The organism is Arthrobacter sp. NPDC056493, assembly GCF_042795115.1.
Classification (GTDB): domain Bacteria; phylum Actinomycetota; class Actinomycetes; order Actinomycetales; family Micrococcaceae; genus Arthrobacter.
Genome location: NZ_JBHTSL010000020.1, coordinates 38,928 through 62,271 on the forward strand (window position 1 = coordinate 38,928; position 23,344 = coordinate 62,271).

The following is a 23,344-nucleotide window of genomic DNA, read 5'->3' on the forward strand; positions in this document are numbered from 1 at the left end:
CCGATGACGATGCATAGTCGTTCGGTTCTATGCGCCAAAGGGTAGCCGCGGGTCGATCTCCTGACCATCCCATGTCTGGCGTATCCAGCCGTGGTGGGGGTCGTCGCTGATGAGCCAGTCCCGCACACGTCCGGGGCCGGCCATGACGTTGAGGTAGTAGAGGTCATATCCGGGAGCGGCCATGGCGGGACCGTGCCAGCCGTAGGGGACCAAGATGACGTCGCCGGTGCGGATCTCGGCGGAGACATCAATGGGTCGCTCGTCGGAGGCATAAACGCGGGCATAGCCAATTGGGTCGGACTCCCCGGGGACCAGAGATCCGGGAGCCACGCGGGTTTCGAAGTAGTAGATCTCCTCGAGACTGGTTTCGCCTTCCTTCTCCTCGTCGTGCTTGTGGGGAGGGTAGGAAGACCAGTTGCCGGAAGGCGTGATGACTTCGCAGACGATGAACCGGTCGGCTTCGAGGGCGCCGGGTGTGCCGAAGTTGTGGACCTGGCGAGAGCAATTCCCGGCTCCGCGGAGTTCCACAGGGGTATCTTCCGCTTTGATTAGCCGCGTAGGGTACTCGGCTTTGGCCGGAGCGGTCGCCACGGCGACCCTGCCGCCGTCATGGGAACTGATGGTGACGGCTTTGTTGATGCCTGTGTACAGGACATCACTTGGCCCGTGGAATACCGACTGGCGTCCGGTAAGGCCGTACCCGCGGCCGGAGACCGTCACGGTGAAGGCACCGCTGAGAGGCACCACAATGCGCTCTTCCGCTGCGGCGGGAAGTTCTATTGAGGCACCCGGCGGGAGCGTGCCGACCTTCAAGCCGGTATGGGCCCAGCCCGCAACGGACAACGTGGAATCGGATGCGCCGAGGGAGACGTCCCACTTGCCATCGGCGGCTGTTCCGAGCGGGTATACCCAATTCATGATGATCGATTCTCATTCTGTAGTGCCTGGCACGGCATGCGCCTAAACGTGCGTGCGAAGGGGCCGGACAGCGACTCGATGCTGCCGGCCCCGCGGGGTGGTCAAAGGGGATCAGCGGAAGGAGCCGACCTTGAAACTTTCCATGATGTGCTTGTGCAGGAGCGCGTAAGCCAAGACCAAGGGAACGATGCTGATCACCATGCCGGCCAGCTGGGCGCCGAGGTCGACGCTGTATTGGGCGCTGAAGAGGAGCAGACCTGGTGCAACCGTCGTGCTCTTGGGGTCAACGAGCAGCGGCAGTGTGTGGGACAGGTTGTTCCACGCATAGATGAATGCCAGGAGCAGGTTGCTGAGGATAGCGCTCTTGGACATGGGTACTGCGATCGTCCAGAAGATTCGAAATTCCGAGGCGCCGTCGGTCTTCGCCGCTTCAATGACGTCGAGCGGGAAGGACGCGAAGAAGGCATACATGAGTGTCACGGTCAGGGGGAGCCATCCGGCTGCGAAAACGAGGCCGATGCCGAGCGGGTTGCTGCGCAGGCCGAGGGTGCCGGTGACGGAGAATAGAGGGATGATCACGGCCAGGAACGGCAGGGCGTAGAGGATGACAAAGTAGCGTTCGAACAGCGCAGCGAAGAATCCCGTCTTCCTGGCGATGGCGTAGGCGGCCATCGTGCCGGCGACGATGGACGCCAGCACGGCGGCTGCGGAGAAAACGGTGGTGTTGAGGAAGTAGGTGCTCATCGATTCGCCTACGGCCACGCCGTTCCAGCCGCGGATGTAATTATCGAACTGGATGGGGCTGGGCAGTCCGAGCGGATCGCCGACAATCTGCTGCGTCGTCTTGAGGGAGCCGAGGATGATGGTCAGCACGGGCAGGACGCTGATCAGCACGTAAGCGGCGATGATGATGGACACGACGACGGACCCTGGGCTCCGGAGCCTGAAACGCCTGCGGGCGGTGGGCGCCGTTGAGGGGACAGTGGCCAAATCTGGGCGGGCGGTGCTCTTGGTGGTTGTCATTGCTGGCTCATTTTGCTCGGGCGGAACACGAACGTGTACGCGAGGGAGATGATCACGATGATCAGCGTTCCGAAGAAGGCGGCCGTGGAGGCGTAGCCGAAGTTGCTGAGTTCGAAGCCCTCACGGTAGATAAAGGTCGCCATGATGTCGGATGCCAGGCCGGGGCCGCCCTTGGTCAGGGCGTAGGCGGTGTCAAGGGCCTTGAAGTTGCCGATGATCTGCAGCCCGATGACGACAACTAGAACGTCACGGGACAGTGGCAGGGTCACGTGCCAGATGCGCTGCAACCCGCTGACGCCGTCGAGTGTCGCGGCCTCATTGACGGACTCCGGGATGTCATTCAGCGCTGAGAGCATCAGGATCATCGGGATGCCCACGTACTGGATGGTAGAGACAAAAATGACAACGGGGAGGGCGGCCTTCGGGTCGCTAAGCCAGTTGATGGCCAGGTCCGGGTTGATGCCGCGCAGGATCGGGTTGATCCAGCCAAGGGTTGGGTCCAGGGCGTTCTTCCACGCCAGCGCGAAAACCGTCGGGGGGAGGATGACCGGCAGGAAGGCCAGGAACTTCAGGGTATTGGTCAGCGGAACCTTGCGGTAGAAGGCCAGTGCCAGTGCTGTTCCGATCAGGACTGTGCCGCCGGCTGCTCCGAGGGTCAACCAGAAGGTGCGGACCAGGGCATCGAAGGCCTGGGGGTCACTGAAGAGATCGGTGATGTTTTTCGTGCCGATCGGCCTTGGGGTTCCGAAGCCGGCCCAGCGCTGGAAGATCAGCTGGACAGAGACGGCCAGAGGATACATCGTGAACAGGAGTGTCAGAATCAGGGCCGGTGAGATGAAGCCCCAGAACAGTGGACCGGAAAAGCGGGACTTGTCTTGGGCGGCGCGGGCCTTGGGCCGGGCAACCGCCTCCTCTGCCGGTGCGGGGTGAGATGCAGTCGTCATTGATGTGCCTTTGAAGGTCGGGCGGGGCACCAGGGTGGGGCCCCGCCCGAAGTCGGTTACTTGTGGGTTTCCCGGTACTTGTCGGCCGCGTCCTGGAGCTTTTGGGCAGCTTGCTCGGCCGTCAGGCTTCCGGCCATGGCGCCGGAGACAACGTGCTGCGCGAAGGCCTGCTCGATGGACGCCGGGATGATGGAGAACCAGGCGGCCGTCTGCGCGCCGGTCTTCAGAGCCTCGGTGAGGGAAATTTCCGTCTTGGAGGTCATGACCTTGGTCAGGTCAACGTCTTCCCGCGCAGGGACACGGCCCATGCCCTTCTCCAGTGTGTCTTTCTGGATCATGTAGGAGATGAAGGACTTGGCCAGTTCAGGGTTCTTGGCCCCTGCCGGGACCAGGAACGAGTCGAGCGACACTCCGGCAGCCGAGGGTTCGCTGCCCAGGGACGGGAACAGTGCCCAGTCCCATTTGAAGTTCTTCGGCTCATAGACGGGCGGAACCCAGGATCCCATGATCCACGAGCCTGCCTTCTGGGTGTCGAAGAGCGTCTGCGACTGCTCGAACGACATGCCTTCAAGGCCGCTCGGGAAGTATCCGGCCTTGTTCCAGTCCACCATCTGCTGGATGGCCTTTACCGCGCAGGGCTCGGTGTACTTGGGTGCCGAATCGCCGTCGGCTTTCCAGTTATTGGAGATCTTCTGGTACAGCTCTGAGCCGCAGGAGGATGAGAACGGGGAACTGAACATGTACTCGGCGAAGGGAACACCGGGCACCGAGAACGGCGTGTAACCGGCAGCCTTCACTGCTGCCAGTGACTTGTTGAATTCATCCAGGCTCTTGAAGACATGCGTCTTCGGGTCCGGCGGGGTTGCGCCAGCCTTGGCCCAGACGTCCTTGTTGTAGAAGACGTAGGGCAGAAGGGTCAGTCCCAGCGGAACGGAGTACTTTTTGCCGTCGGAGGCAGTCGCAAGCTTGTTCGCAGTTTCGCTGACGGTAGAGGAGATCTTGTCCTTCTCCCAGACGTCATCCAAGGGCTGCAGCGCGCCAGCCTGAATCCAGTCCTCCATGATCGCGGACTGGAGCGTGTACGAGACGAGATCGGGGGCGTCGCTGGAGGTGAAGAGCCGACCGCCGGACTGACGCAGGTCCTCGTTGGTGATGCCTCCGACGTTGATCTTTGCCTGGGGGTGCAGCTTCATGAACTCTTCTGCATTTTTCTTCACGAAGGGCCAGTCTCCGTAGACCTGGACCTTCAGCTCACCTGCGAACGGATCGCTTTTTTCAGCCGATCCACCGCCGGCGCACGCCGTCAGTGCCAGCAAAGAAGCAACAACTGCCGGTATTGCGAAACGGACAGTTTTGGATGTGCGATGCATTCGCATCGGGTGACCTCCTCGTCGGGGCAGAGCCTTCGCTCTTGCCATGTGGGTAGCGACCGCTTTGTCACTGAAAGTGGAACTTTGGAATGGGGGAGCGAGGCGAGAGTATGTCTCGTTCTATGAATCGTGACACTGTCACGTGACAGATAGAATGCTATGTGAAGTGCGGCACATCGTCAAGGGATGACGCCCGAGCGTCAGGCGGGGGCGGGACCTGTCGAAGTTCGCACGGTCAGAGTGGGCTCAAGCACGAACGACTGGGTCTCGGTCCGGTTTTCGTCGAGCCTCTGGGAAGCCGCCAGGACGGCCAATTCGGCCATCTTCCGTACGTCCTGGCGGACGGACGTCAGATCGACGAAGGAAAGCCGCGCAAGCCGGGAGTCGTCGTAGCCGACCACGGAAATGTCCTCCGGCACACGGACCCCTCCTCGGCGGAGGGTATCCAGCAGTCCCAGGGCGCACCGGTCGTTCCCTGCAATGACGGCAGTGGGGCGATCGTCCCACGTCAATATTTCGGCTGCTGCCGCCGCTCCGCTCTCTTCCGTGTAGTCACCCGGGATCACCTTGACATTGTCGGCCAGCCCGTGGCTTGCCATGGCCTTTTCATAGCCGGTGCGCCGCTCGGTGGCGGATGGCATGTGTCCGCCGTCGATGTGGATAATCCTGCGATGCCCGAAGCCGACCAGGTGATCGACTGCCTGTCCGACGCCGCTTTCATCGTCGGTGCGCACCACATCGATTTTGGCGCGCTTGACCACACGGGCCACCTCGATAACGGGAACGCTTGCAGCGAGGGCGTTGAGCTGCTTCGCGTCGAGGTCCGGGCCCAGGAGGATCAAGGCCTCGGAATGGTAGCCAAGCAGTTCTTCCACCGCCTTGTACTCATCACGCGTCGCGGTCATGGCACCCAGCACCAGGTGGTAGCCATACTTCTCGGCCGCGGGATACAGCTCTTCGATGAACTCGAGGTCGAAGGCATGCCGCGAGGTAAACAGCACGCCCAGGTTCCGGCTCCGCGTGCGGCGCAGCATCTGCGCTGCCACGTCCGGGCGATAGCCCAATTCGTCAGCCGCCTTCATGACGCGCTCACGGGTTTTCGCGCTGGCTCCGGGGATCCCGCGGAAGATCGTGGAGACCAGCGTCCGTGATACGCCGGCGCGCTCGGCGACATCCGCCATGGTCGGGCGCTTCAGTGGTGCCTGCGATGGTTGGACGGCCACGGCGCATCACCAACCCTTTCGTCTTGATGGAAAGCAACTGTTCTTGACGTCGAGAACACGCTCCACATAGTATGACACCTGTCACGTGACAGTGTCACGATTCATAGAACGAAACAGTAAACATGTCGCGGCCTGCTGGACCGGCTTGCACCAGAGCAGCAGAACCGTCTTTCGAAAGGTTGGCCGCAGTGACGCGGACGATAACGTGCGGGGCACAAAGAGCCGGCGCGAAGCGGCCAGAGGCCCGAAAAACCGAAACGCAGTGCAGAGAACAACGCCGACCTGCTGCGTTCCCCTACGAACCCAGACCCTTGAAAGGACAAGCACGTGAGCGCAATTCGCGTTGGTACCGCCCCGGATTCTTGGGGCGTCTGGTACCCGGACAACCCCAACCAGGTGCCCTATACCCGGTTCCTCGATGAAGTAGCCGCCGCTGGCTACCAGTGGATCGAACTGGGTCCCTACGGCTACCTGCCCACCAACCCGTCCCAGCTGCAGGACGAACTTGAAGCCCGCGGGCTGCGGCTTTCCGCCGGTACAGTCTCGGAACGGCTTCACCAGCCCAATTCGTGGGATGTCGTGTGGAGCCAGGTCACCGATGTCGCAGCCCTAACCGCGGCCCTTGGCGGCAAGCACGTGGTCGTCCTGCCTGAAATGTGGCGCGACCTCTTCACCGGCGAAGAACTCGAGCCGGGTGAACTAACCGGCGAACAGTGGTCGGCGAAAACCGAGGGCGCGGACAGGCTCGGCAAGGCGATGTTCGAAGAATACGGAGTCCAGCTCCAGTACCACCCGCACGCGGACAGCCACGTCGACACCGAGGAAAACATCATCCGGTTCCTGGAGAACACGAACCCGGAATACGTGAACCTCTGCCTGGACACCGGCCACGTGTCCTACTGCGGGGGAGACAACCTCGCCATCATCAACCGCCACCCGGAACGCATCGGCTACCTGCACCTGAAGCAGGTCAACCCCGACGTCGTCGCCAAGGTCCACACCGAAAACCTCTCCTTCAGCGAAGCCGTCACCCTCGGCGCCATGACCGAACCGCCCCTGGGCGTACCGGAGTTCCCACCACTGCTCGAGGCCGTCGCCAAGCGCGGCGTTGACGTCTTTGCCATCGTCGAGCAGGACATGTTCCCCTGCCCGCCGGACGCTCCCCTCCCAATCGCCCAGCGGACCTTCAAATACCTTTCCGGCTGCAGTGTCGCCGGACTCCGCTTCAACTAATCCCAAAGGAAATACAATGTCTGAAAACCGCGAACTTCGTGTCGCCGTCCTCGGGGTCGGCCTCATGGGCTCCGATCACGTCAAACGCCTGACCAACAAAATCAGCGGTGCCCGTGTCTCCGTCATTAACGACTTCGACATCGAGCGCGCCAAATCGATTGCTGCGGGTGTGCCCGGTGCCCGGGTCGTCGCTGACCCCTTTGAAGCCATCACCGCGGACGATGTCGACGCCGTGGTGCTGGCAACACCGAGCCCGACGCATGAGCAGCAGCTGATGGAATGTCTTCGCACCCGCAAACCCGTTCTGTGTGAGAAGCCGCTGACCCCGGACGCAGAATCGTCGCTTCGTATTGTGAAGGCCGAAGCAGAGCTTGGCGTGAAGCTCATCCAAATCGGTTTCATGCGCCGCTTCGACAACGAGTACCAGCAGCTGAAGCAGTTGATTGTGGAAGGGGAGTTGGGAAACCCCCTCATGGTGCACTGCGTCCACCGCAATCCCGCAGGTCCTCCGGGCTTCACCAGCGCCATGGCTGTCACCGAGTCCCTCGTCCACGAGGTGGATTCCATCAGGTACCTCCTCGACGAAGAAATCACCTCCGTTCAGGTGCTCCAGCCCCGGTCAACTACCCTTGCCGGCGCTGAGCTGCGGGATCCCCAGCTGGCCCTGTACGAAACCGCCAGCGGGCGCCTGATCGATGCCGAAATCTTCATCACCACGGGGGTGGCGTACGAAGTTCGCACAGAAGTCGTGGGCGAACTAGGCAGCGCCACCATCGGTCTGGATGTGGGGCTGATCCGCAAGACCAAGCCGGGAACCTGGGGCGGAACCATCACCCCCGGCTTCCAGGAAAGGTTCGGACAGGCCTACGACACCGAAGTCCAGCGCTGGGTCAATGCAGCGCGGTCGGGCGCCGAAACCGGCAACTACGTCGATGGCCCGGATGCCTGGGATGGCTACGCAGCGCAGGCAGTCTGCGCGGCAGGCGTCGAGTCCGTCAAGACCGGACTTAAGGTTCCCGTCTCGATGGTCGACAAGGCATCTGTTCTGGGCTCCCGCGTTTGACCCGGAGGCTTGCCCAAAGAACACCCACTTGGTCTTTGGGCAAGCCGACCGGACAAGCTTGAAAAGAGGAAAACAGTCGTGCCACTGGACGCTATGCAGCAGATCACCTCGCACGAGCTTCGCGGGCTTTCACAAGCAAAAGCGGAAGCCCCCGCCCCCAGGGCGTCGGACAAGGGTCCTGTCAGTTATTCCCACATCCTGAAACTAAAGCGGTCGGGCCCTGAGCCCCTCTACTATCAGCTTGCCCAGAGCATCGAAGACGCCATACAGTCCGGCGCGATCGACCACGGCACCAAATTGCCCCCGCTTTCTGTCATGGCGGCAGAACTCACCATGTCTGCGCAAACCGTGCGACATGCATGGGACTACCTCGAACGCAGGGGAGTACTCATCTGCCGCCGCGGCCTTGGCACGGTAGTCACCTAGATAGGTGCCTCAAACCACCTCAGGAACGACCATAAGGTCCCGGCCAACGCCACTCTCCCAGCAGCACCCTTTTCCGTCCCAGCACGGGTGCAACTAAACTCTACGGATCCTGGCGGAATGCCAGAGGAAAGGTCCACGATTACCGTGACCCACGAACTGCTCACCATCGGGCGCATCAGCGTTGATATTTACCCGAACGACATCGGGGTAGGGCTGGAGGATGTGACCTCCTTCGGCAAGTACCTTGGCGGCTCCCCGTCCAACGTTGCCGTTGCCGCCGCCCGCCATGGCCGCCGCACCGGTGTCATCACCCGCACCGGCGATGACCCGTTCGGTACGTACCTGCACCGCGAACTGGAGAAGTTCGGCGTGGACGATTGCTTCGTTTCTCCGGTCCAGGGCCTGCAGACCCCGGCCACGTTCTGCGCCATCATGCCCGAGACGCATGAGTTCCCGCTGTACTTTTACGGCCGGTTCCCCACGGCCCCTGACCTGCAGATCAAAGCCGACGAGCTGGACACCGACTCCATCCGGGACGCGAAGATCTTCTGGTCCACGGTGACGGGCCTGTGCCAGGAACCCAGCCGCAGCGCCCATGTCGCTGCCCATGAGGCACGGCCCCGCACCGGACTGAAGGACGGCCAATACACGATCCTGGACCTGGACTATCGGCCGATGTTCTGGGCCTCGGAGGAGGAAGCCCGGGAGCAGGTGGCCCGGATCCTGCCGCACGTCACGGTAGCGATCGGCAACGACCAGGAATGCTCCGTCGCCGTCGGCCCAGGCACCCCGGACGAGCAGGCCGACCGGCTGCTGGACGCCGGCGTCGAGATCGCCGTCGTGAAGCTCGGCCCCGAAGGCGTGATGGCCAAGACCCGCACCGAGCGCGTGGTCTCCGCCCCGGTGCCGGTGGAAACCGTCAACGGCCTGGGCGCCGGCGACTCCTTCGGCGGCGCGTTTGTACATGGCCTGCTCTCCGGCTGGCCGCTCGCCCAGGTCCTTAACTACGCCAACGCCGCAGGCGCGATCGTCGCCTCCCGCCTGTCCTGCGCGGACGCGATGCCGACGCCGGCCGAGGTCACCTCGCTGCTCGCCGAACGCGGCCGCACTGTGCCGGACGCCGATGGCGCCGCACAACTTACCACCGAAGGAGTAACACTGTGACACTGACCCCGATTGCCTCGAACAGTGCCGTGGATGATGATCCCCGCCGTTATGAACACCTAAGCACTATTCGTCTGCAAGATCCGGAAGCTGTGGCCCGGGCCGCGAAGGCCCGCCGCCGCCACCCCGGCCTGAAATACGGTCGGCAGAACTTCATCGTCGCCGCCGACCACCCGGCCCGCGGCGCCCTCGCCGTCGGCAAGAATCCGGTGGCCATGGCTGACCGACGGGATCTGCTGGACCGGTTGCAGATAGCCCTGGCCAACCCGGCCGTGGACGGCATCCTCGCTTCCCCGGACATCATGGACGACCTTCTCCTGCTGGGCGCTCTGGAGGGCAAGCTGGTGTTCGGTTCGATGAACCGAGGCGGGCTCTCGGGCCTGGTCAACGAGTTCGATGACCGCTTCACCGGGCACACCGCCGCTGCCTTGGAAGAGCTGGGCGCGGACGGCGGCAAGATGCTGACCCGCATCTGCCTGGGCGACCCGGATACCGTAGCCACCCTCGAAGCGACCGCGAAGGCCATCGACTCGCTGGCCGAACGGAAGCTCATCGCAATGGTGGAGCCCTTCCTGTCCTTGCGGGAGAACGGCCGCGTCCGCAACGACCTCTCCACGGATGCCGTGATCAAGTCGATCGGCATCGCCGAGGGCCTCGGGTCAACCAGCGCCTACACCTGGATGAAGCTGCCTGTCGTGGACCAGATGGAACGCGTCATGGCCGCCACCACCATGCCCACCGTGCTGCTGGGCGGAGACCCGGCCGGCACCCAGGACGAGGTGTTCGCCACCTGGGGAGCCGCGCTGGCGCTGCCCGGCGTGCAGGGCCTCACTGTCGGCCGGACCCTGCTCTACCCGGCCGACGGCGACGTCGCGGCGGCTGTCGCCGCGGCCGCATCCCTGCTGAACCCAACGGAAAGGGCAGCACAATGAGCCCATCGCGGGGAACCCGCCGGATGACCGTGGCGCAGGCCGTGGTCGAGTATCTTTCCAAGCAGTACACGGTTGACTCGATCAATGGTGTGGAGTTCCGTGAGCGGCTGATCCCGGGCACGTTCGGTATTTTCGGGCACGGCAACGTTGCCGGTGTGGGTCAGGCCCTGAAGCAGTACCAGCAGCTCGATCCGCGGATCATGCCGTACTACCAGGGCCGGAACGAACAGGCCCAGGTGCACCAGGCCGTCGGTTACGCCCGGCACAGCCGCCGCCGCCAGACCTACGCCGTCAGCACCTCGATCGGCCCGGGCTCCTCGAACCTGCTCACCGGCGCAGCTTTGGCCACCACCAACCGCTTGCCGGTGCTGCTGCTCCCGTCCGATACCTTCGCGACCCGGGCGGCGGACCCGGTGCTGCAGCAGCTCGAACAGCCCTACGCCTACGACCTGACCGTCAATGACGCGTTCAGGCCCTTGTCGAAGTTCTTCGACCGGGTCACCCGGCCCGAGCAGCTGTTCTCCGCGTTCCACCACGGCCTGCGCGTCCTGACCGACCCTGCCGAAACCGGTGCCGTGACCATCTCGCTGCCGCAGGACGTCCAGGCCGAGGCGTTCGAGATCCCCGAGGAGTTCCTCGCCGAGCGGGAGTGGCGGATCCGCCGCCCCGAAGCGGACGACGACGACATCGCCCGCGCCGCCGCAGCGATCCGGGCCGCGAAGCGGCCCCTGATCATCGCCGGCGGCGGCGTCCTCTACGCCTACGCCAACGAGGAACTGGCCAGGTTCGCCGAACTGACCGGGATCCCGGTGGGCAACACGCAGGCCGGCGTCGGCGTCCTGCCGTGGGACCACCAGTTCTCCCTCGGCGCGATCGGGTCCACGGGCACGACGGCGGCCAATGCCCTGGCAGCCGAAGCGGACCTGATCATTGGCATCGGCACCCGCTACGAGGACTTCACCACCGCGTCCCGGACCGCGTTCCAGAACCCGGACCTGAAGTTCATCAACATCAACGTCGCCCCGATCGACGCGTACAAGCACGGCACCTCGCTGCCGATCGTCGCGGACGCCCGCAAGGCCCTCGTCAAGCTCAACCAGGCGCTCGGCGGCTACCGCGTGGGCGCCGACCTCGAGCAGAAGATCGCCAACGAGAAGAAGCGGTGGGACGCGACCGTAGACGAGGCATTCGACACGCGGTACAGCCCGCTGCCGGCGCAGAACGAGATCATCGGTGCCACCAACCGGGCCATGGACGCCTCCGACGTGGTCATCTGCGCCGCCGGTTCCCTGCCGGGGGATCTGCACAAGATGTGGCGTGTCCGCGATCCGTTCGGCTACCACGTGGAGTACGCGTACTCCTGCATGGGGTACGAGATCCCCGGCGGCCTGGGGGTCAAGCGCGCTGCCCTGGCTGAAGCAGCAGCTGGTGGTCCCGAAAGGGATGTCGTGGTGATGGTGGGGGACGGCTCCTATCTGATGATGCACACCGAACTGGTCACCGCCGTCGCCGAGCGGATCAAGCTGATCGTGGTCCTGATCCAGAACCACGGCTACGCCTCCATCGGCTCGCTCTCCGAATCCCTCGGCTCGCAACGGTTCGGCACCCAGTACCGGGCCCTGGACGAGGAACACCACTCCTTCGACGACGGCGACCGGCTCCCGGTGGACCTCGCGTTGAATGCCGAATCCCTCGGCGTGAAGGTCATCCGGATCGAACCGGGGGAGAAGGCCATCGCCGAACTCGAACAGGCCATCCGCGACGCCAAGGCTGCCCCGGAGCGCGGCGGCCCGATCGTGATCCACGTCGAATCCGACCCGCTGCTGGACGCCCCGGGCTCCGAATCCTGGTGGGACGTGCCAGTCTCAGAAGTTTCGGAGCTCGAATCCACTAAGCAGGCCTTCCAGACCTATATTGACCGCAAGTCCCGCCAGCGCAAGCTGCTGGGCTAAAACAGAAAGTTCACAACCATGTCAACGACGACCGTCAGCACCACCATCAACCACTTCATCAACGGTGCCCAGACCGCCGGTGAGGGCGACCGCACCACCCCGGTCTATAACCCGGCGACCGGGCAGGTCAGCGCTGAGCTGCGCCTGGCCAACCGGGCGGACCTGGACACCACCGTCGCCGCCGCCCGCAAGGCCGCTGATTCCTGGGGCGATATCTCCCTGGCCAAGCGCACCGCCGTTTTGTTCAAGTTCCGTGAACTCGTCGCCGAGCACGTGGATGAGCTTGCCGAGCTGATCACCGCCGAGCACGGCAAGGTCCTCTCCGACGCCAAGGGTGAAATCGGCCGTGGCCTGGAGGTCATCGAGTTCGCCTGCGGCATCCCGTCGCTGCTCAAGGGCGACTACTCGGACCAGGTCTCCACCGGCATCGACGTGTTCTCCTTCCGCGAGCCCCTCGGCGTGGTTGCGGGCATCACGCCGTTCAACTTCCCGGTCATGGTGCCGTTGTGGATGGCGCCGATGGCGATCGCCACCGGCAACGCGTTCATCCTCAAGCCCTCCGAACGCGACCCCTCCGCCTCGCTGCTGCTGGCCAAGCTCTGGAAGCAGGCCGGGCTGCCGGACGGCGTGTTCCAGGTCCTGCACGGCGACAAGGAAACCGTCGACGGGCTCCTGACCCACCCGGACGTCGACGGGATCTCCTTCGTCGGCTCCACCCCGATCGCCAAGTACGTCCACGAAACCGCCACCGCCCACGGCAAGCGCGTCCAGGCCCTGGGCGGGGCGAAGAACCACGCCATCATCCTGCCCGACGCCGACCTGGACAACGCCGCCGACCACCTCGCCGCCGCCGCGTTCGGCTCCGCCGGGGAACGCTGCATGGCGATCTCCGTCGCCGTCGCCGTCGGGGACGCAGCCGACCTGCTGGTCAAGAAGGTCGAAGAACGCGCCACCGCGGTCAAGGTCAACAACGGCACCGTCCCGGGCGCCGAAATGGGCCCGGTCATCACCCCGGCCTCGAAGGAACGCATCATCAAGATCGTCACCGAAGCCGAAGCCGCCGGTGCCGCGATGGTGGTGGACGGCCGCGACCTCGTCATCCCCGGCCACGAGGAAGGCTTCTGGGTCGGCCCCACCGTCATCGACCACGTCAAAACCGAAATGACCGCCTACACCGAGGAAATCTTCGGACCCGTCCTCGTCGTCGTCCGCGTCGACACCCTCGAGGACGGCATCACACTGATCAACTCCAACCCCTACGGCAACGGCACCGCCATCTTCACCTCCTCCGGCGCCGCAGCCCGGAAGTTCCAGCGCTCCGTCACCGTCGGCATGATCGGCATCAACGTCCCCCTCCCCGTCCCGGTCGCGTACCACTCCTTCGGCGGCTGGAAGGCCTCCCTCTTCGGCGACAAGCACATCTACGGCCCCGAAGGCGTCTCCTTCTACACCCGCGGCAAGGTCGTCACGTCCCGCTGGCCCGAACCCACCCACGCCTCCGGCGCCTCCTTCAACTTCCCTTCGCATGCAGATGAGCATGAGGCGGATCAGGGCGGTGCGGAGACCGTCCCGGGTCGAGCAGACGACGATACGGAAGCCCGGATCGACCGCGACTAGCGGCAGACTGATCGGGATCAGGCCCTGCGGTATACCGCAGGGCCTGATCCCGTTGTGCTGCCAACAGAAGACAGATCGGATGGACGTTGTCGGCCCGACTTTCATCCTGTCGACGGTGGCGGTGAGACGTACCCTCGCGAGGTACAAAGCAAAGCAATTCGCGTGGTGGATGCCAGCATCGCGCGTCTTCCAAGTGCCTAACTTGGCTTCCAATCGCGCACGTCATGACAAGTGAAAGCACAGGTAAGCAGGAGCAGAACAAGACAATTTGCAGCAAGCCTCGTCCGAGAGGCCATAAAGCCGACAACTACTGATCCAGGGGCGCGCGCGAAGCATCATCCCCGGTTTTTTAATGGTCATGTCTGCTGTGAAGAGGCTGCGTACGCTTGCCGCCTCAGGTGGAGACCGCTAGTTCTGACAGGCTTCTCTGGGGTCGTGGCCTCTCACGGTGTGCTGGCGTTGGTTTCCCTCGTCCCGAATCAATCGTTCGGTCGTTCGGCGTGCCCGGCGGCGGCAGCGTGGGACGGGAAATTGAACGAGGCACGCGAGGTTGCAGACGCTTCTGGCCGGCGGGAGGTGACCACCTTGCCGCAGGTGTAGAAGGAAACGCCTTGGCGGATTGCCGCTTATTCCTGACCGACGGGCCCAAGGTGATGTGAGGGGATCCGGTCTCGGTCGGAGGTGATGTCCGTGTAGCCGTGCGGCTCAGGGCGGCCAGACGGGCTGAGGTTCACGAAGACTATCTTTTCGATGGTGAGGATGCTTTGCCTGGTAATCATGTTGCGAACCTCTGCGCGCATTGTGAGGGAGGTCCGTCCAAATTTCGTGGCAGCCAAGCCCATTTCGATCAGGTCCCCTTGGAGAGCAGAGCTTACGAAGTTTATTTCCGAGATGTACTTAGTTACGGCTCGGCCGTTTCCAAGCTGAAGGATGGCGTAGATTGCCGCTTCCTCGTCAATCCACTTGAGCAGGCTGCCGCCAAACAGGGTCCCGTTCGCGTTCAGGTCCTCAGGGCGTACCCACTTACGCGTGCGGAAGGTGATGTCAGCTGTCTGCGTTTGGAGGGTTAGCCGAGGCTGATTTGAGGGCGAGAGGATGCCGTTGCCTCCCGCCTCCACTGCAGCGTGCGCCTGGCCATGGCGTTCTACCATGCTGATAGCTCCTGAGTAACCCCAAATGGCACCGACCCGCTGACGGCAACAGTAAACCGTGTTTGGCTGTGCCGCGTGATCAGGATCCCGCTGCGGTGCTTCATCGCCTCCTGGCGAAGAAGCATCTCTGCTCGATTTAGGTCGCGTTCTATGCCGTTCGGGTCGATGCCCGTAATCTCAAGCATCGCCTCGGTGTTCCTGCTGGTCATTATTATTCCTGGATGAGAATCGAAGAAGAATGCGTGAGAGCGAGTACGTCGTACTGGGTCTACGGCGTTTCATAGATAGGGCCGGACTCAGCTACGCCGGCATGGTTATGGACGTCGCTCTCAGACGCGCTTTGAGCCGGTAGGCCACGCTTTGACCTGGTGGGTAATGGTGGCATTCGGTGCCTGCTTGCAGCTCCCGCCTACGGTTTAGGAATAGTAGATCAACCCAGAGCTCGCATGCAAGACTTTGTACTAACATCCCAACATAGTCACTGCTTGTTCATGCCAAGCAGGGCCGATTAGTGGGCGGCCGTGCTGAACCTCAAGCGGGCAAAGCTGGCGCTCAGCGCAGGAGTGGCCGACTCGGCTTTCCCTGCTGCCATCCCAGCGATCCTCCGCGCCGGATACCAGCCAAGCCGCTCGCGTATGTCACGATACATAGACATTTGGGCGCTGATGTGTCTAAACTCTCACTGACACTTATTACTGTCACGTGACAGTTGCAGCGAAGCAACGCCTCCCGGCACTTCCGCGACATCGACGGCATTGACATCCTACCCGAGGAAGCATTCAGCCTGTGCCGCACACAGACATCAAGCTAGCTGGCTCTGCACACCGACGAAGGTGCGGGAGCAACAGGACGATAGGACATATTCGATGAACTACCACTTCCTTGTTGAGGAAAACGCGGGGAGCGGACTGTGATCGGCGCCGACAAAGAAACCGCCCGGTCTTCCAACCGATTCCTCATTAAGCTCACCGCCATCGCTACCCTAGGCGGCCTGCTCTTTGGTTATGACTCCGGTGTCATTTCTGGCGCATTGCTCTATCTCAAAGACGACCTGCAGCTCGACACTTTGCAGGAGGGCATCGTTGTCAGCTCCCTGCTGTTCGGCGCCATCTTCGGCGCCCTGCTTGGCGGCAAGCTCTCTGATGTAATCGGTCGCCGCGGCAGCCTGATGGTTTGCGCTGGACTGCTGCTCTTCGGTGCACTGGGCAGCGCCGTGGCCCCCAACTATGAATTTATGGTCATCGCCCGCATCCTCCTCGGCCTGGGCGTAGGAGCTGCGTCAGTTACAGTGCCAATTTTTCTCGCGGAAATGGCACCGGCTCATCGACGCGGTCGCATCGTCACGATCAATGAACTCATGATCGTTACCGGCCAGTTTCTGGCGTTCGTGACAAACTCGCTTCTGGACCAGCTCATCCAAGACCCCCAGGTTTGGCGCTGGATGCTAGGCGTCGCGACCATCCCTGCGGTCGCTTTGTTTGCCGGCATGATGCTCCTTCCGGACTCCCCCCGCTGGTATGCACTCAAAGGCCGTTACGCAGACACCCGTCGGGTGCTCGAGCTCAGCCGCCCTTCTCGGCAGGCCGCCGAGGAATATGACCTAGTCGTCGAGCACATTCGGCGGGAAAAGAAGATCGACCGGGGCGCAGCCCTGCGCGACCTGAAAACATTCCCGTGGATGCGGCGACTCTTGTGGGTCGGCGTCGGACTCGCCGTGGCCTCCCAAGTCACCGGCGTCAACACGATCAACTACTTCGCACCCACTATCCTGCGGTCGACCGGGTTGGGTACGAGCGCGGCACTGGTGCTCACGATCGCAGTGGGCGTCATTTCGATTGCCGGAACCCTCATCGGTATCTATCTGCTCGGCCGATTCAACCACCGTCCGCTGCTCCTTACAGGGTTTTACGGAATCATCGGATCGCTGGTCACCCTCGCGGCTGCCTTCCAGCTTCCCGAATCCAACGGCCGCAGCTATGCCGTCCTCGTCGCAATGATGATGTTCATGTTCTTCATGCAGACGTTTGTCGGAATCGGCACATGGCTGATGCTCTCAGAGCTCTTCCCGATTGCCATACGTGGATTTGCCATGGGACTGGCCGTGCTCATGCTCTGGACAGCCAACACCCTCATCTCGTTCATCTTTCCCATCATGAACGCCGGCATCGGCAGCACCGGGACCTTTGCCATCTTCGTTGGCCTGAACATCATCTCCACCATCTTCCTGGTCAAGTTCCTGCCCGAAACCAAGGGCAAGACCCTTGAAGAGTTCGAGGAAGATTACGCCGCCAAGCACGGAGGATTCCTTGGCGCGCCACTTAGGTCCTCGGTAACGACCTCCCACTGAGAGACATACCCCCAAACCAACAATTGCTGCACTTGCTCCAGCGGAGCAAGTGCAGCAATTCGCGCCTCCAGGTTCGTGTACGGATCGAGTATCGCCTTCACTACACAGACAGATAGGCATCCCGCCCCTGCCCGGACCCGCCAATCGAAACCTGCCCGGACCCGGTATCAGCGCACGAACGACGGCAGACCACATCATGGGCGAAGATCCACGGGAACTCCTCGTGGAAGGTCCGCGTGGCTGGATGGGTAATCATGCCCGATCGGCTGCCGAAGCCGAGACTCAGCGCAACCAACTGCCGAGGGCCTAGCAGCTACTTCTACTCCCGTGGTTTAAACGCCGATAATGGAGATTATGTAAAGTTGATAATATGACAAGACATTAGACGCCACTTCTGGTATTGCCTTTCCTCACACTCCTGGCCATCCCTGCTCAGCCCCGGCGCCCGCGGCGTCTATTCCGAGCTTGCCTGAGCGCCGGCAGCCCCACGTCCCGCACCATCGAGTCGGGCGCTTATGACGCCCATAACCGCCTCGACTTGGGCCGGGCCCGGCGATACTATAAGGAATATAAAAGGTTTAAAAAATTTATAGCCGTGTAAAGGGTGGCAGTGAAAAATCCGTTCAAGCCGACTGCCGGTGCCCGGCCTCCGCTTCTTATTGGCCGCGCTGACATGCGTCAGGACTTCGCCGAGAGCATCGACAACGGGCCCGGGGCACCAGGTTTGCTGTCCATCTTCACGGGGCCCCGCGGCATCGGCAAGACGGTCATGCTGGGGGAAATCGAAGACGAAGCGCTCGAGCACGGCTGGGTTGTCATCTCCGAGACGGCTACCGCGGGTCTGGTCACCCGCATAGCCAGCGCTGTCCGCGCGGCCGCCGAGGAACTCGGAGACGGCCCGGCCGGCCGCCGCATTACCGGGGTGACCCTGGGGGTTGTCCGTGTGGACACACAACTCCCGCCCGTCCCTGAGGTCCACTGGCGCCGCCAGATCACCGAACTTCTGGAAACGCTCAATGCGCAGGAAACCGGGCTGCTGATCAGCATCGACGAAATCCACGCCGTGGACAGGACCGAACTGTCCGAGATCGCCGCCGTCGTCCAACATCTGATCCGCGAAAGCCTTCCTATAGGCCTTGTTCTCGCCGGCCTGCCCAAGGCCGTGGAAGACCTCCTCAACGAAGGCGTCTCGACCTTCCTTCGCCGGGCCGAAAAATACGACCTCCACAGGACATCCATCGACGAGGTGGCTGAAGCCTTTCGGGACACGTTCTCCGAAAGCGGCGTCAACATCAGCGACCGGCATCTGCTGCAGCTGGCCGAGGCTACCGGCGGCTACCCCTTCCTGATCCAACTGGTCGGCTATCACGTGTGGAGCCAGGCCAGGCACTCAGGCGCAACCGTCACCGACCAGGCCCTCGCCGCCGGGATACAGAAAGCCCGCCGGCGCATGGGCGCCACCGTCCTGCAGTCCGCCTACTCTGCCCTTTCAGACGTGGACCAGTCCTACCTTCTGGCCATGGCCGAGGACGACGGCCCGTCCAGCACCACGACGATCGCCGAGCGGCTCGGAGTAAATCTCGTCTATGGCGGCCAGTACCGGCTTCGGCTTCTGGCGGCCGGGGTCATTGAAACGACAAGCCGCGGGTATGTCGATTTCGCTGTTCCGACGTTCCGCGAGTTCCTCCGCGATTCCCCAGCCTATGGGCTGCGGTTGCAGCATCCGAAGCGCCACTGACGAACAGACCTTCTTCCCGAGGAAAGCCATCCGGTGCAACGCCTCCCCGCCGGACACTGCCCCGACCGATGAGCTTGCTCAGCAGCGCGGGAACACGCACGCTTGCCGGGTCCCTGCCAACGACACTGCCGGGCCGTCTGCCCTTGGTCTGGCGTGGCCGGCAAGTACTGGCGTTACCTCCCGATGAGGGTTCTGTCGGCTGGCGGCGGCACCGCCAGGGGGTCAGCGTCGATGCTGTAGATGGATTGAAATCTGTCGGTAATCCTGGTGATGTCCTCGAGCGTGATGTTGATGAACGCGGAGCGTTTCTTCAGGTGCAGGAAGAGCTCTGTCGACGGCCAGGTCAATTGGTCAACATACGTCCCGAACGATCGTCCGCTGGCTCTCGTGTAGTCGGACAGGGCACGTTGATCCGTGATTCTTCTGCCGTAGGTGAGCTCGATGTCCACGTCACCCAGTGGATCGATCTCCGGGCTGAGGTAGCTCCCAAAGACCCGGAGCGTATCGATGAACATGGGCTTGCCCGGGTCGGCGTTGTAGGCCTGCGCACGTTCCAGCAGCCCCGAAACGAGCCGGTCTGCAATCTTTCTGCTGATCGGCTTCCCGAAGCCTGCCATAGCGAGGCCATTGCCCTGGATCGTGGTGTCCCACCAGACCTCCCCGTCATTGTCGACGCGGACCTTCTCCATATATCCGGCAGCTTCCAGCCCCGCAAAGACCGGAACGAGTTCAAATCCGGTACCTTCGAGCAGGTCCGCGACGTTCTCAGCGGGCATCTCCCGGCCTCTGAACTTACGGACAATCGCGCGGGCCAGCCCGGCCGGCAGCCCGGCAATGACATCCGTTTTCAAAACCCTCACCCCACAGCCTAGGCATCAAAGAACGAAAGACGCCGATTCCTGCCACCCAGGTACACCAAAACCGGAACGGGCCTCGAGTTGTTGGCTCAGGTCGCCGACCACGGCGGCTTGGCTGCCTCACCCCTGACATAGGCGCTGATGGTTGCTAATTCTCATCCGCGGGGCCGACTTCATCGAACCACGCAGGCGACGCCTGGTCCCGCTACGTAACCTCCGGGCCAACCCTGAACGAAGAAGGATAGGGACGAACATAGGAAAGGTCGGAATCCATCCTCGTATTCTTCGGTTGCAGCCACATGACCAAATAGGCAACCGCAAGCACGACTGAGAGAACAGCGAAGATGAGATGCAGATAGTCAGGTGTCCCTCGCGAAAATCAACAGTCGTCCATGAGAGCCAAAGAACGCTGTCTATAGACCAAAGAATTGTCCAAAACACCATGACTCGGCGGCTGGGCTTTGGAGCCTTCCTCCCCGGCTCTGTCAGACCCATCATGCCTGTCATCCGCAACGATGCGTTACGCCGCCCGCTACCGGTCATGGCCCACCCGTAGCTTCCGCTGAAATGCTTGGGAATAGCCGCCGGAGAGACGAAGCCACAGGTGAATACGCCCGGTTTCAATCCGCAGGGATGTCCGTAAACAGTGATTACTGCATCCGATGCAAGCTCACCACTCCTCAGTTGACTCAAACCGAGCCTCTCCGCAGGAACTTGTAAAATCGCTAGGTCGAGCAAATTCGGCAGAGGTCTGGTTCGATATCGACCTCCCCCTGTCCACGCGAAGTGGTAGAGCCCGAGGCGGTATGAAGTGGACCTGAATCGTTCCGAACTGGAACTGGAGTCAATTGTTCGACGGATAGTCGATGGAGAACTGGACCTTCAGCCCGACTTCCAGCGCGGGGAGATCTGGGACATTCGCCGGCAACAGCGGCTCATCGACACCATCTTGCGGAAATGGTACGTTCCGGCAGTCCACATCGTGCAGAGTGAGGACGGCATTGAAATTGTCCTTGACGGGCAGCAACGCTTGGCGGCAATACGAGATTTCTTTATCGGGAAGTTCAGGATCGATGGATTCACGCAGCCCGCAACGCCCGAAATTGAGAAACTTCATGGGCTCAATTTTTCCCAGCTTCCCGAAGTAAATCGCCGAGCCCTAAACCGCTTTGCTCTTCCTGTTGTAACTTTGAAAAACTTTAGCCCGCAGGAACCAAATGAGTTATTTTTCCGACTAAATCAATCTTATAATCTCACTCCATCTGAGAAAAGGAATGCGCTCCACGGCCCAGCCAGAGACCAAGTAAAGCATTTAGTAGCCACACTTGAGGCGGAAGGACTTCTCAGACGCGAAGTTGTCGGGTTTTCGAATGGGCGCTTGGCTTTCGATGACATTATCGCCCGAACCTGCTTGGCAATTGAGCGAGGCGACCTAACCCAGCACATTAATAATAATGTGGTGGAGGCATTCTATCGTGGTGATAAATTCTCCGACCAAACTGTGAGGGGGGTTGAAGACTCGGGCCGCCGACTTCTAGGGCTCATCGGCGCTAGCCTCGACCGAATCCGGTTCAATAAGGCAACTCTCTTCACATGGCTGGTCTTCTGCTACTGGAGGCCCCGATTAGGAGGTCAGGAACTACCACCTGAACTTCTGGCAAGTTTTGAAGCTGATCGCAGTGCCCTCAAACGCGGCGTTGAGGGAGACTTTTTTGACCCGCGGGACCCCATTCTAGGTGCGGTAGCCCTATATGACGACAGAGCTTCTTACAGGGTCACCGATGTGAGCTCTGTACTGGCCAGGGACCTTGTACTCCAGCTTTACTCGGAGCACCGATATGGCGTCCAGAGCATTTGCGGGAGCGGGATGCTGTTGACCACGCTTCAAAGGGGATTCCGAGACGATGCTCAGCATCTAATTTTCCAACACTTAGACTCCAGTGACTGGAGTCTGGTCCTGCGTCGCTCAAAGGAAGCTGGAGCACGATGAGAGTCCGCGCCGAGAGAGAGGTTTGGCTAAGGGCTCGAAGGCAGCGTAGCTCTTCGACGGTTGCCCCTATACCTCTGGCTTCCGGCAAGGATCTAAAGCTGTCCGTGCCATGCACTGTTCTGGCGGGACTGAACGGTGCAGGTAAAACCAGAGCTCTACGCATGATAAGTGATTCGACACCGGAAACAACTCTATTAATCCAACTGCACGAACTCTGCGAGCATGCGAGAGCCAGTCTTCGATCACGCGTGGACATACAGGACATGGAGGAAGAATCCGGCGCGATTGACCTGGACCAAAAGATGATTGAAACTCTAGGCAGAGTAATTGGTCGAGATTACGAGTCTGTGCAATGGTTTTCGCTTGAATTTGAACCTAATGAGGATTACCGAGAAAGTTTTTTATGGCCAGGCGGCCAAATACTGGTTCCGCATTTTAGGGTTAAACATAACGGTGTCGAGTATTCATCACTTGAAATGGGATTGGGTGAGTTCTCGGTTCATCTCCTGTTCTGGGTGTTTGAGATTTATCGTGACACAAAAGACCTTAGTGTGCTATTGGATGAGCCTGATGCCTACCTACCTCCCGTAACGGCTGAGCGTCTTGTCTCCCGGCTAATCCAGGCAGCAAACATGCGAAATTGGACCCTTACAATTGCCACACATTCTGAGTCGATTATAGAGCTAGCTTGCGAAAACGATTCGTTTGTTCTTTTGCGGTCCGGTGAGGATGGCATTGAGGCCTACGGATCTCAGGACTATGGCGTGGAAATCGCGTCCGAGCTTTTGCCGCCCCGCGGGGTCTCAGTGGTTCTCTTCTGTGAAGATGAATCCGCTGCCGCAGTTACTCGGGCAATCCTGCAAACCCATAAGGGCTGGCTTGCAGCTTCCACAGCTGTGGCTTGGAAGGACGGCGATGGGTACCTCCGGATGCTGGCCAAGCACCTACCTAGGCACAAAGGCATGAGCATATCATTTGGGCTTGTCTTCGACGGTGACCAGCGAGGAAAAGTCGCAGATGCCGAACCCGCCACGGGATGGCCTTCCCTGTTTCTGCCCAGCCAAGTCTCCCCGGATGCACTATTTCGGTCTCTGGCAGCGAAGCCCGCTGCCTTGGCCGCGGCCCTTGGCGCTGAATCGCACAGAATAGGCTTCGCACTCGATGCACTGCAAGGATCCGATGACCATGACTGGGTTAATGGCATCTGTAACCGACTTGGGACAAGAACATTCGTACTGGACGCCCTGGCTGATCTGTGGGTGGCGGAAAATAGCGAAGACGCAGCTGGCTTCTTGACAGACCTTCAGTCCAAACTAGGGGTCTAGCCAGGCTGCAGCTGCGCGCTCCTTGATCGGAATGCAGGGGCGTCTCCCCATCTCCTACGAGGGTCACGATC

The 23,344-nt window shown here is 61.5% G+C and carries 18 protein-coding genes and 1 pseudogene; 11 read left to right on the top strand and 8 right to left on the bottom strand.

Features of this window, described 5'->3' with window-relative positions:
* Window positions 1–27 precede the first annotated feature (27 nt).
* The 5 genes from iolB to ACFQ50_RS10670 all read right to left on the bottom strand — a co-directional run bounded on the left by iolB (window position 28) and on the right by ACFQ50_RS10670 (window position 5,478).
* Complete coding sequence (gene iolB / locus ACFQ50_RS10650) at window positions 28–921, bottom strand: 5-deoxy-glucuronate isomerase (RefSeq protein ID WP_377995522.1); 894 nt, start codon at window positions 919–921, stop codon at window positions 28–30.
* A gap of 108 nt (window positions 922–1,029) precedes the next feature.
* Window positions 1,030–1,941, bottom strand: coding sequence for a carbohydrate ABC transporter permease (locus tag ACFQ50_RS10655; protein WP_377995498.1), 912 nt, complete (start codon window positions 1,939–1,941; stop codon window positions 1,030–1,032).
* Window positions 1,938–2,885: a carbohydrate ABC transporter permease gene (locus ACFQ50_RS10660; RefSeq protein WP_377993234.1), complete on the bottom strand. Its 948-nt coding sequence runs from the start codon at window positions 2,883–2,885 to the stop codon at window positions 1,938–1,940. Before ACFQ50_RS10660 ends, ACFQ50_RS10655 begins: the two co-directional genes overlap by 4 nt.
* Before the next feature lie 56 nt (window positions 2,886–2,941).
* Window positions 2,942–4,102 (bottom strand): ABC transporter substrate-binding protein, encoded by a 1,161-nt coding sequence (locus ACFQ50_RS10665; RefSeq protein WP_377993235.1) that lies wholly within the window; start codon window positions 4,100–4,102, stop codon window positions 2,942–2,944.
* Between the two features lie 353 nt (window positions 4,103–4,455).
* Entirely contained in the window at window positions 4,456–5,478 is a 1,023-nt protein-coding gene (locus ACFQ50_RS10670) for a LacI family DNA-binding transcriptional regulator (RefSeq protein ID WP_377995499.1), read from the bottom strand.
* Between the two features lie 327 nt (window positions 5,479–5,805).
* Here ACFQ50_RS10670 and ACFQ50_RS10675 point away from each other — a divergent pair, with 327 nt between their 5' ends.
* The 7 genes and pseudogenes from ACFQ50_RS10675 to ACFQ50_RS10705 all read left to right on the top strand — a co-directional run.
* Window positions 5,806–6,711 (top strand): sugar phosphate isomerase/epimerase family protein, encoded by a 906-nt coding sequence (locus ACFQ50_RS10675; protein WP_377995500.1) that lies wholly within the window; start codon window positions 5,806–5,808, stop codon window positions 6,709–6,711.
* Window positions 6,712–6,727: 16 nt separating this feature from the next.
* Window positions 6,728–7,774, top strand: a complete 1,047-nt coding sequence (locus ACFQ50_RS10680) for a Gfo/Idh/MocA family oxidoreductase (RefSeq protein ID WP_377995501.1) — start codon at window positions 6,728–6,730, stop codon at window positions 7,772–7,774.
* 93 nt (window positions 7,775–7,867) lie between these two features.
* Window positions 7,868–8,200, top strand: a complete 333-nt coding sequence (locus ACFQ50_RS10685) for a winged helix-turn-helix domain-containing protein (protein ID WP_377995502.1) — start codon at window positions 7,868–7,870, stop codon at window positions 8,198–8,200.
* 144 nt (window positions 8,201–8,344) lie between these two features.
* Window positions 8,345–9,364: a 5-dehydro-2-deoxygluconokinase gene (iolC, locus tag ACFQ50_RS10690; protein WP_377995503.1), complete on the top strand. Its 1,020-nt coding sequence runs from the start codon at window positions 8,345–8,347 to the stop codon at window positions 9,362–9,364.
* A complete protein-coding gene (locus ACFQ50_RS10695; protein WP_377995504.1) occupies window positions 9,361–10,296 on the top strand; it encodes a deoxyribose-phosphate aldolase in 936 nt (311 codons plus the stop codon). The genes iolC and ACFQ50_RS10695 overlap by 4 nt, the downstream gene beginning before the upstream one ends.
* A gap of 23 nt (window positions 10,297–10,319) precedes the next feature.
* Complete coding sequence (gene iolD, locus ACFQ50_RS10700; RefSeq protein WP_377995523.1) at window positions 10,320–12,248, top strand: 3D-(3,5/4)-trihydroxycyclohexane-1,2-dione acylhydrolase (decyclizing); 1,929 nt, start codon at window positions 10,320–10,322, stop codon at window positions 12,246–12,248.
* An 18-nt stretch (window positions 12,249–12,266) separates the two neighbouring features.
* Window positions 12,267–13,775: pseudogene (locus ACFQ50_RS10705) on the top strand (CoA-acylating methylmalonate-semialdehyde dehydrogenase); the annotation flags it as partial.
* Window positions 13,776–14,491: 716 nt separating this feature from the next.
* On the opposite strand, the gene ACFQ50_RS10710 reads toward ACFQ50_RS10705, so the two are convergent.
* Together ACFQ50_RS10710 and ACFQ50_RS10715 are read right to left on the bottom strand one after the other, a co-directional pair.
* Window positions 14,492–15,016 (bottom strand): acyl-CoA thioesterase, encoded by a 525-nt coding sequence (locus tag ACFQ50_RS10710; RefSeq protein WP_377995505.1) that lies wholly within the window; start codon window positions 15,014–15,016, stop codon window positions 14,492–14,494.
* Entirely contained in the window at window positions 15,010–15,225 is a 216-nt protein-coding gene (locus ACFQ50_RS10715) for a hypothetical protein (RefSeq protein ID WP_377995506.1), read from the bottom strand. Before ACFQ50_RS10715 ends, ACFQ50_RS10710 begins: the two co-directional genes overlap by 7 nt.
* A 701-nt stretch (window positions 15,226–15,926) precedes the next feature.
* Here ACFQ50_RS10715 and ACFQ50_RS10720 point away from each other — a divergent pair.
* Complete coding sequence (locus ACFQ50_RS10720; protein WP_377995507.1) at window positions 15,927–17,363, top strand: sugar porter family MFS transporter; 1,437 nt, start codon at window positions 15,927–15,929, stop codon at window positions 17,361–17,363.
* Window positions 17,364–17,973: 610 nt separating this feature from the next.
* A complete protein-coding gene (locus tag ACFQ50_RS10725) occupies window positions 17,974–19,101 on the top strand; it encodes an ATP-binding protein (protein ID WP_377995508.1) in 1,128 nt (375 codons plus the stop codon).
* Between the two features lie 173 nt (window positions 19,102–19,274).
* On the opposite strand, the gene ACFQ50_RS10730 is transcribed toward ACFQ50_RS10725, so the two are convergent.
* The gene (locus ACFQ50_RS10730; protein ID WP_377995509.1) at window positions 19,275–19,961 is read right to left on the bottom strand and encodes a hypothetical protein; all 687 of its coding nucleotides are present in this window, start codon (window positions 19,959–19,961) and stop codon (window positions 19,275–19,277) included.
* Window positions 19,962–20,769: 808 nt separating this feature from the next.
* Between ACFQ50_RS10730 and ACFQ50_RS10735 the strand changes: the two genes are divergently transcribed.
* Window positions 20,770–21,948 carry a DUF262 domain-containing protein gene (locus ACFQ50_RS10735; RefSeq protein ID WP_377995510.1) on the top strand — a complete coding sequence of 393 codons (1,179 nt, stop codon included), beginning with the start codon at window positions 20,770–20,772 and terminating at the stop codon, window positions 21,946–21,948.
* A gap of 263 nt (window positions 21,949–22,211) precedes the next feature.
* Window positions 22,212–23,273 (top strand): hypothetical protein, encoded by a 1,062-nt coding sequence (locus ACFQ50_RS10740; protein ID WP_377995511.1) that lies wholly within the window; start codon window positions 22,212–22,214, stop codon window positions 23,271–23,273.
* Window positions 23,274–23,344 lie beyond the last annotated feature (71 nt).

Coding starts and splice junctions, on each gene's coding strand:
- ACFQ50_RS10655 (WP_377995498.1), bottom strand. CDS start 1,941: ATGACAACCACCAAGAGCACCGCCCGCCCAGATTTGGCCACTGTCCCC.
- ACFQ50_RS10660 (WP_377993234.1), bottom strand. CDS start 2,885: ATGACGACTGCATCTCACCCCGCACCGGCAGAGGAGGCGGTTGCCCGG.
- ACFQ50_RS10680 (WP_377995501.1), top strand. CDS start 6,728: ATGTCTGAAAACCGCGAACTTCGTGTCGCCGTCCTCGGGGTCGGCCTC.
- ACFQ50_RS10685 (WP_377995502.1), top strand. CDS start 7,868: ATGCAGCAGATCACCTCGCACGAGCTTCGCGGGCTTTCACAAGCAAAA.
- iolD (WP_377995523.1), top strand. CDS start 10,320: ATGACCGTGGCGCAGGCCGTGGTCGAGTATCTTTCCAAGCAGTACACG.
- ACFQ50_RS10710 (WP_377995505.1), bottom strand. CDS start 15,016: ATGGTAGAACGCCATGGCCAGGCGCACGCTGCAGTGGAGGCGGGAGGC.
- ACFQ50_RS10715 (WP_377995506.1), bottom strand. CDS start 15,225: ATGACCAGCAGGAACACCGAGGCGATGCTTGAGATTACGGGCATCGAC.
- ACFQ50_RS10740 (WP_377995511.1), top strand. CDS start 22,212: ATGGAGGAAGAATCCGGCGCGATTGACCTGGACCAAAAGATGATTGAA.